We start from the raw sequence: 7,932 nt of genomic DNA, 5'->3' as shown, positions 1-7,932 counted from the left end.
ATTGATGTTTAAGTCATTAATAAAGTCTGTGTTTTCATTAATGTTAATCAATGCTTCCTCATTTTTCACATAAGGTTTTACAATATCTTTCAATTTCAAAATTGTTTCTTCTTTATTCATAATGTTTATAAAATTGATGGAATATATTTTTTAAAGATAACACAACCGTTCACGTCGCCAAAACCAAAACTTACTTTTGCCGCAATAGTAATTTTTGTTTCTAAAAATTGTTGAGGAATACAGTTTGCATCGATGATTGCTGTGATTTCCGGATTCAAATCTTCGCAATTAATATTCGGAGCGACAAAATTTTCAGAAAGTTGTAAAATGGTCGCAACAGCTTCGATACTTCCCGCAGCAGAAAGGCAATGTCCGGTTAATGATTTTAAGGAATTAATGTAAGGAAAGTCTTTTCCAGAACGGTTTAGCGCTTGAGATAAATTTTTAATTTCGGTTGAATCTTTCGAAGTAGCCGTTAAATGTCCGCTGATATAATCGATATCATTTGCATTGATTTTGGCATCAAAAATGGCATCTTTCACACATTTCTGAACAGCCGCAGAATTGGGTGCCGTCATGCTTCCGCCGCCACGTTGACCGCCACTGTTGAGATTTCCTCCCAAAATTTCACAGTAAATTTTCGCATTCCTTTTTAAAGCAGATTCCAAATCTTCTAAAATCAAAGCTCCGGCGCCACTTCCCGGAATGAAACCTGCAGCAGAAGCACTCATCGGGCGAGATGCTTTTTCTGGCGCATCATTGCTTTTGAAATTGCAGACTTTTATCGCATCAAAACCTGCCCAAATATAAGGGCCGGAATCGCTCGTGCTTCCGGCTAAAATGCGTTTTGCTTTGCCATATTTTATTCTTTCAAAAGCCATTAAAATACTTTCTGTTCCTGTGGTACACGCGGAAGAATTGGTGGTGACTTGGTTTCCCAAACCTAATTTCCCTCCTAAATATGCAGAAATTCCGCTGTTCATGGTTTGTGAAACAGCGGTGCTTCCTAATTTGCGCGTTTCTAAAGCATCAATTTTATAAATACTTTCCCGAAATTTTTCAATTCCGGAAGTTCCCGTTCCGAAAATTGTTCCGCTTTCCCAATCGGGATTTTCGTTTTCGATTATTTCTAAACCCGCATCTTTCCAAGCATCTAAACCTGCAATAACGCCGTACATAATTCCGGTTGAATTGAAATTTCTTAATTCTAAATCGGTAAAATAATCGCGTTTTTTTTCTTCAGAGATTTCTGGAGTTCCAGCGATTTGACAGGAAAAATTCAAATCTGATAATTGTTGATTAAATTTTATTCCAGATTTTCCCAATTTTAATGCTTCTAAAAAATCATCCAAACCAATTCCGTTGGGAGCAACCACGCCTAATCCTGTTACGACAACTCTTTTTTCCATTTTAAACCATTTTAATAATGCCCGCAATTGTTCCTTCACAAACGATTTCAGAATTTTCATTGAGCATTTTCACTTTACATTTTAATTTATTGAATCTAAAATAAATTTTCTCGGAAATCACCGTCACTTTTTCGCCCGGATAAACGGGTTTTAGAAATTCGATTTCTGTTGAAGTTAGACCAATTTGGCTTTCTTCAATTAAATCACTCTCAACCAAGTAAATTCCTAAACAAACCAAGCCGATTTGTGCCATGGTTTCAGTTAAGATAACTCCAGGAGTAATTGGATTATTTTTAAAGTGACCTTTATAAAAATCTAAATCTTCATTAAAAGTGAAAATTCCAGTCGCGCCATTTTCGTTCACGCTGAGCAATTCATCCACGAATAAAAATGGATGTGAATAAGGTAATTTTTGTAAAATTTCTGTGGTATTCATTTAGCCTAAATGTTCGCCACCATCGACGGGAATTACACAACCATTAATCCACGCAGCTTCATTTTGACACAATAAAAACACCGCATTTGCGACATCTTCCGGCGTGGTTAATCTTTTATTTGGATTTCTTTGAATGGAATTTTTAATTAAATCTTCACTTCCTGGAATCATTTTTAAAGAACGCGTTTCTGTAACGCCGGCCTGAATACAATTGGACCTTAATCCAAATGGCGCAAATTCTAAAGCGATATTTCTGGAAATTGCTTCTAAAGCGGCTTTTGCGGCAGAGACTGCTCCATAATTATTGATAGGTTTAGAACTTCCTTCGCTCGTGAAGGCAAGAATTCTTGCGTCTTCTGCAAAAATATTTTCATTAAAAATTAATTTCGTCCAGTCGTATAAACTGGTTGCCATCGCTTGAAGCGTGATGCTGAAATCGTCTGTTGAAAGGCTTTCGTGTTCATTTCCAATCATTGGTTTTAAATTTCCTTTGGCAATGCTGTGCAAAAGACATCGAATTTTTCCATCTGAACCAAGAATCGATTTTAATTCTGATAAAATTTCCTGTTGATGCTGAAGATTTAAAACGTCTTTATTTAAAGTTAAAAATTGAATACTTTGGTTTTTAATTAAAGAAAACTCTTCATTAATAATTTTCATTTCAGCGCGGGAATTCCGATGAATAATACAAATATTCATTCCTTCCGAAGCTAATTTTTTTGCAGAAGCCAAACCTAATCCTGAACTTCCGCCCAGAATTAAAGCCCAATAATTTTTATTTTCAAATCTTTTTACCATTGAAATAAAACGCGTTGTGCAGAAAATCCGGGCCCGAAACTCAGCATTAAACCTTTGTCGCCTTTCTGCGGTTGTTGATTCATAATTTCTTCTAAAACGTACAAAACCGTCGCGCTCGACATATTGCCGTACAAACGCAAAATTTCTTTCGTAACGTCAATGTTTTTTCCCAAATCTTTAAATAAATTTTCCACTATTTGCACGATTTTTTTTCCGCCCGGATGAAAAATTAAATAATCAATATCTTTAATTTTTAAATTTTGTTTGGCTAAAAACGGATGAATAATATCTGGAAAATGCTTCCCAATCGTATCTGGAACGTCAATATCCAAAATCATTTGCAACCCCGAATTCGTCAGTTTGAAACCCATCATGTGTTCGTTATCGTAAAAATGATACATTTCTTCTGCGAGAATTTCCGGGCCTTCTGCATTTTCTTCGGAAGAAAGCAGAACACAAGCGGCTCCATCGCCGAAAATCGCCGCACTCACAATATTTGCCATTGAAAAATCATCGAGCTGAAAAGTGGCGGTTGGACTTTCTACGGCGATTACTGCGGCGCGTTTTCCCGGATTTGATTGTAAGAAATTTTTTGCATAAATAATTCCGGAAACTCCAGCAGCGCAACCCATTTCGGTTACGGGTAAACGAACAATGTCCTGACGTAAATTTAATTTATTGATCAGATAAGCATCAAGTGACGGAATCATAATTCCGGTGCAACTCACGGTGATGATATAATCTAAAGATTGCGGATTCCACTCGGCTTTTTTTAGTGCTTTTTCTAAAACTTGCTCACCGAGAATAACGACTTCGCGTGCATAAATATCATTTTTTTCTTCAAAAGAAGTCGCCGTGAAAACTTCTGCAGGATCCATAATCGAATATCTTTCGTCCACCGCTGCGCCTTCGAAAATCTTTTTTACTTTTCGCACAAAACGACTTTCCTGACCTTCTAACCAAAGATCAAGAAACGGTAAAACTTCGGCAGTTTTCCGGGAATATTTCGGCAGTTGCTTGGCAACGCTAACTATTTTCACACTCATTTGTCATTGCGAGGAACGAAACAAAGCAATCCTTTCCTCTTATAATTTATTGATAATCCATTGGTAGCGAAAAGCCCATTTCCATTTGATGCTGTACTTTTTGAAGCCCATATCTTTCGTAAATTTTTCTAAATCTTCTCTTTTAAAACCTCTTAAAATAGAAATCAATCCATCATTTGCCGTCATTTTTTCTAATCTGAAAATAAAGATAATCATTTGAAACAATCGATACGCTAATTTACTTCTTTGCAAATCATTTGCAACGATTCCTTTTTTGACCAAATTAAAAATAACACGCATTATTTTTAAGATTTCTTCGTCTTTAAAGTGATGTAAAGTAAGCGTAATTAGAGCAATGTCAATTTTATATTTTGAAAAGTCGTACTCAAAAATATCTTCTTTTAAATAAGAAATATTTTCAAATTCTGTGGAGCATTTTTCGGCATGACGAATTGTAGCTTCATTGGCATCGATTCCGATTAAATTGAATTTTAAATTATTTTTCGTTCCAAATTTCGATAACATTCTGAGCATATCGCCGCTTCCGCAACCGAAATCCATAATGGTTATTTCCGTGTTTTTCGGAACGTTTTTCAGCAAATTTTTTACGCCATTTAAAGTAATGGAATTTCCACCCAAAAGTTGATTGATCTTCGCAATGTCGCTCAAAGCGGTAATTAATCCTTCGTTATCCATCGAAAAATCGTCCATCGATTCTTCTAAATCTGTTCTATAATTGGTATTTAAAGCCATTAATTTGGGGTGGTTTTGATTTCTTTTCCGTGGGTTTTTTTGATAATTATTGGGAGCAAAAAAGGAAAATACGTCATTAAATTTGTTAAGATTTCCGATAATTTCGAATGTTCCAAAATGTTTCCCAAAATTCTTCCAAATTGTAATCTTTGCTTAAAATTTTTATTCCACTTTTTAGTATAATTGCTTTCCATTTCACTTCTTGAAATTTTTCCATTTAAAAATTCGATGGTTTCTTCGGAAGCCAATTTTGCGCTGTGAATCGCCATTGCCATTCCGTTTCCGCACAAAGGATGAATTAAACCAGCCGTGTCGCCCATCATTAAAATATGGTTTTCAACATTTTCTTTTTTCTCAAAACAAATCTGACTGATCGTTAAAGGTTTATCAAAAACGGTTTTAGAATTTTCTAAAATATTTTTTAAATGTGGATTTTTGGAAACGACTTTTTCTTGAAATTCTTCGATGTTTTTATATTTTTTGAATTCTTTAAAATTAGTTAAATAACAGATATTAATTTCATCATTTTCCACTTTTGAAACACCACAATATCCGCCTTTAAAATTATGCAAACCGACGACATCATCTGGAAAATTTCCTTTGTAGTGTGATTTTACGGCTAACCAAGTCGATTTATTTTGTAGAAAACCACGATTCATTTTTATATCTAAATTGGATCTTTTTCCAAAACCGCCCAAAACAACTTTTGATTTTAAGACTTTTCCTGAATTCAAAATAACTTCAAAAAAGTCATCTTTGAAAATTACTTCATTCACCAAATCTTCTAAAACAATGCAATTTTGAGAAATCGCTTTTAAATAAAGTGCGTGATCTAAAGTAAATCGACTGATTCCGAAACCGCCCATCGGAAGTTTAGTTTCAATAGTTTTCCCTGATTCGGAATAAAATTGTAGGGTTGAAATGTGAGTGGGTTTTAATTCCTCGATATTGAGTTCGAGCCAATTAAAATAGGGAAGAATTTCATTGGAAATATATTCGCCACAAACTTTGTGTTTTGGATACTGATTCTTTTCAATAACAACCACACGAATCCCCATTTTCGAAAGGTGAATTGCGCTTGTTAAACCTGCTAAACCGCCGCCAATAATGATGACTTCGGAGTTACAAATAGAATCTTTCAATTTTTTATTTAAATGTAGTGAATTTTTAAACCCGAAAAATGTTTATGTTGAATTTTAATCAAAAAAAACCTCACGTTTCCGCAAGGTTCAATTATATTGAAGAATATTCTCATTAACACATTAACACATTAACACATTAACACATTAGTACATTTTCAAATTAAATTTTCTCATTCTTAATCTCTTCCACAATTTCAGGGTTCAAAAGGGTAGAAGTATCGCCGAAATTGGCGAAATCGCCTTCTGCAATTTTTCTTAAAATCCGGCGCATAATCTTTCCTGAACGGGTTTTTGGCAAGGCAGAAACGAACTGAATTTTATCCAATTTCGCAATCGGTCCAATCGTATCGCTGATTAATTGGTTGATTTCTTTTCTTAAATTTTCTTTATCCCGGTTTTCGCCAATGTCTTTTAAGATGACAAAACCATACAATGCGCTTCCCTTCACATCGTGCGGATAGCCGACAATAGCAGATTCGGCAACGGCAGGATGTTGGTTCACGCTGTCTTCAATCGGCGCAGTTCCGAGATTATGCCCAGAAACGATGATGACATCATCAACTCGTCCGGTAATTCGGTAATAGCCAACTTCGTCCCTCAAAGCACCGTCACCAGTGAAATATTTCCCGGGAAAAGCGGTGAAATAAGTTTCTTTATATCTTTGATGATCGCCCCAAATCGTTCGAGCAATTCCCGGCCACGGAAAACGAATACACAAATTTCCATCAACTTGGTTTCCTGTGATTTCGTTCCGTTTATCATCCATTAAAACGGGCTGAATTCCCGGCAATGGTAAAGTGGCGTAAGTTGGTTTTGTGGGCGTGATAAATGGTAATGGTGAAATCATAATTCCGCCCGTTTCGGTTTGCCACCAAGTATCTACAATTGGGCATTTTTTCTTGCCAACATGGTCGTTGTACCAATGCCAAGCTTCATCATTAATCGGTTCGCCAACGGAACCAATGACTTTTAAACTCGACAAATCATGTTTATCAACCCATTCTGCACTTTCTTTTGCTAAGGATCGAATCGCGGTTGGAGCGGTATAAAACTGCGTAACTTTATGTTTTTCAATTACTTTCCAAAAACGGTCCGGTTTCGGATAAGTAGGAATTCCTTCAAAAATCACCGTCGTTGCGCCATTTGCCAAAGGTCCGTAAAGAATGTAAGAATGTCCGGTAATCCAGCCAATATCTGCGGTACACCAATAAATATCGTTTTCTTTATAATTAAATACATTTTTGAAAGTATAAGCCGTGTAAACCATATATCCAGCGGTTGTATGCAACATTCCTTTCGGTTTTCCCGTCGAGCCAGAAGTGTATAAAATGAACAACGGATCTTCTGCATCCATAATCACAGAAACGAAATCTGCCGGTGCTTTTTCATAAAGTGGTTCGAGCCAAAAATCTCTGCCTTCTTTCATTTTAACTTCGCCGCCGGTTCTTTTCACGACCAAAACTTTTTCAACAGTCGGGCATTTTTCTACGGCTTCATCGATAATTCCTTTTAAATCAATTGATTTTGTACCGCGATAACTTCCATCGGAACAAATAATGATTTTCGCCCCGCAATCGTTCACTCGCGATTCAACTGCATTCGCTGAAAACCCTGCAAAAATCACCGAATGAATTGCACCCAATCTTGCGCAAGCCAACATCGAAACCGCTAATTCGGGAATCATCGGCAAATAAATACAAACACGATCGCCTTTTTCTACGCCCAAATCCTGCAGCACATTTGCCATTTTACAAACACGATCCCGCAACTCGTTGTACGAAATATGTTGCGCTTCTTCTTTCGGATCATTGGGTTCGAAAATAATTGCCGTTTTATCGCCGCGTTCGTTCAAATGCCGATCGATACAGTTTTTCGTGATATTGAGTTTTGCATTTTTAAACCATTGAATTTTTGCTTCTTCCATGTCATAATCCACCACTTTGCTCCATCTTTGGTACCAAACAAAATTTTCGTCAGCAATTTTATCCCAGAATTTCTTTGGGTTTTTGATGGATTTTTTATATTGTTTGAAATAATCGGGTAAATCGTATATCACATAATTTTTCATATCCTGTAATTTTTTAGTTTTCTATCAATTTTTTTGAGGAGCCGGGAACCTGCTATCCGCTCATACTCCTCACGCCAAAGCTTTTCCCAACGCTTGTTGCGGGGTAACCGCTTCTATCAGGGCTATTTACGATCCGTCTTTTTTAGAAGTTTCAGTTTAATAAAAATAATTTAGCTTCTAAAACCAGAAAAAAAAACTTTGATTTTTCAAAATTTTCCATGAAGATAAAAAACCTTTACCGCAAAATGAAACTTTTGTATTTTTTATTTTATTTTTTTAA

7 protein-coding genes are annotated in these 7,932 nt (G+C 35.9%); all 7 read right to left on the bottom strand.

Features of this window, described 5'->3' with window-relative positions:
- Positions 1–125: 125 nt before the first annotated feature.
- Positions 126–1,409: a beta-ketoacyl-[acyl-carrier-protein] synthase family protein gene (locus WBY99_RS10440; protein WP_423976271.1), complete on the bottom strand. Its 1,284-nt coding sequence runs from the start codon at positions 1,407–1,409 to the stop codon at positions 126–128.
- A gap of 1 nt (position 1,410) precedes the next feature.
- Positions 1,411–1,845 (bottom strand): 3-hydroxyacyl-ACP dehydratase FabZ family protein, encoded by a 435-nt coding sequence (locus WBY99_RS10435; protein ID WP_423976270.1) that lies wholly within the window; start codon positions 1,843–1,845, stop codon positions 1,411–1,413.
- Positions 1,846–2,643, bottom strand: coding sequence for an enoyl-ACP reductase FabI (locus tag WBY99_RS10430; protein WP_423976269.1), 798 nt, complete (start codon positions 2,641–2,643; stop codon positions 1,846–1,848).
- Entirely contained in the window at positions 2,637–3,689 is a 1,053-nt protein-coding gene (locus WBY99_RS10425; protein ID WP_423976268.1) for a type III polyketide synthase, read from the bottom strand. Before WBY99_RS10425 ends, WBY99_RS10430 begins: the two co-directional genes overlap by 7 nt.
- A gap of 39 nt (positions 3,690–3,728) precedes the next feature.
- Positions 3,729–4,442: a class I SAM-dependent methyltransferase gene (locus WBY99_RS10420; RefSeq protein WP_423976267.1), complete on the bottom strand. Its 714-nt coding sequence runs from the start codon at positions 4,440–4,442 to the stop codon at positions 3,729–3,731.
- Positions 4,442–5,584, bottom strand: coding sequence for an NAD(P)/FAD-dependent oxidoreductase (locus tag WBY99_RS10415; protein WP_423976266.1), 1,143 nt, complete (start codon positions 5,582–5,584; stop codon positions 4,442–4,444). The genes WBY99_RS10420 and WBY99_RS10415 overlap by 1 nt, the downstream gene beginning before the upstream one ends.
- A 160-nt stretch (positions 5,585–5,744) precedes the next feature.
- Positions 5,745–7,652, bottom strand: a complete 1,908-nt coding sequence (gene acs / locus WBY99_RS10410; RefSeq protein ID WP_423976265.1) for an acetate--CoA ligase — start codon at positions 7,650–7,652, stop codon at positions 5,745–5,747.
- Between the last annotated feature and the right edge of the window lie 280 nt (positions 7,653–7,932).

Origin of the sequence: Kaistella sp. (assembly GCF_049588135.1) — a bacterium.
GTDB lineage: Bacteria > Bacteroidota > Bacteroidia > Flavobacteriales > Weeksellaceae > Kaistella.
This window is presented reverse-complemented; position numbering and strand designations above follow the sequence as displayed.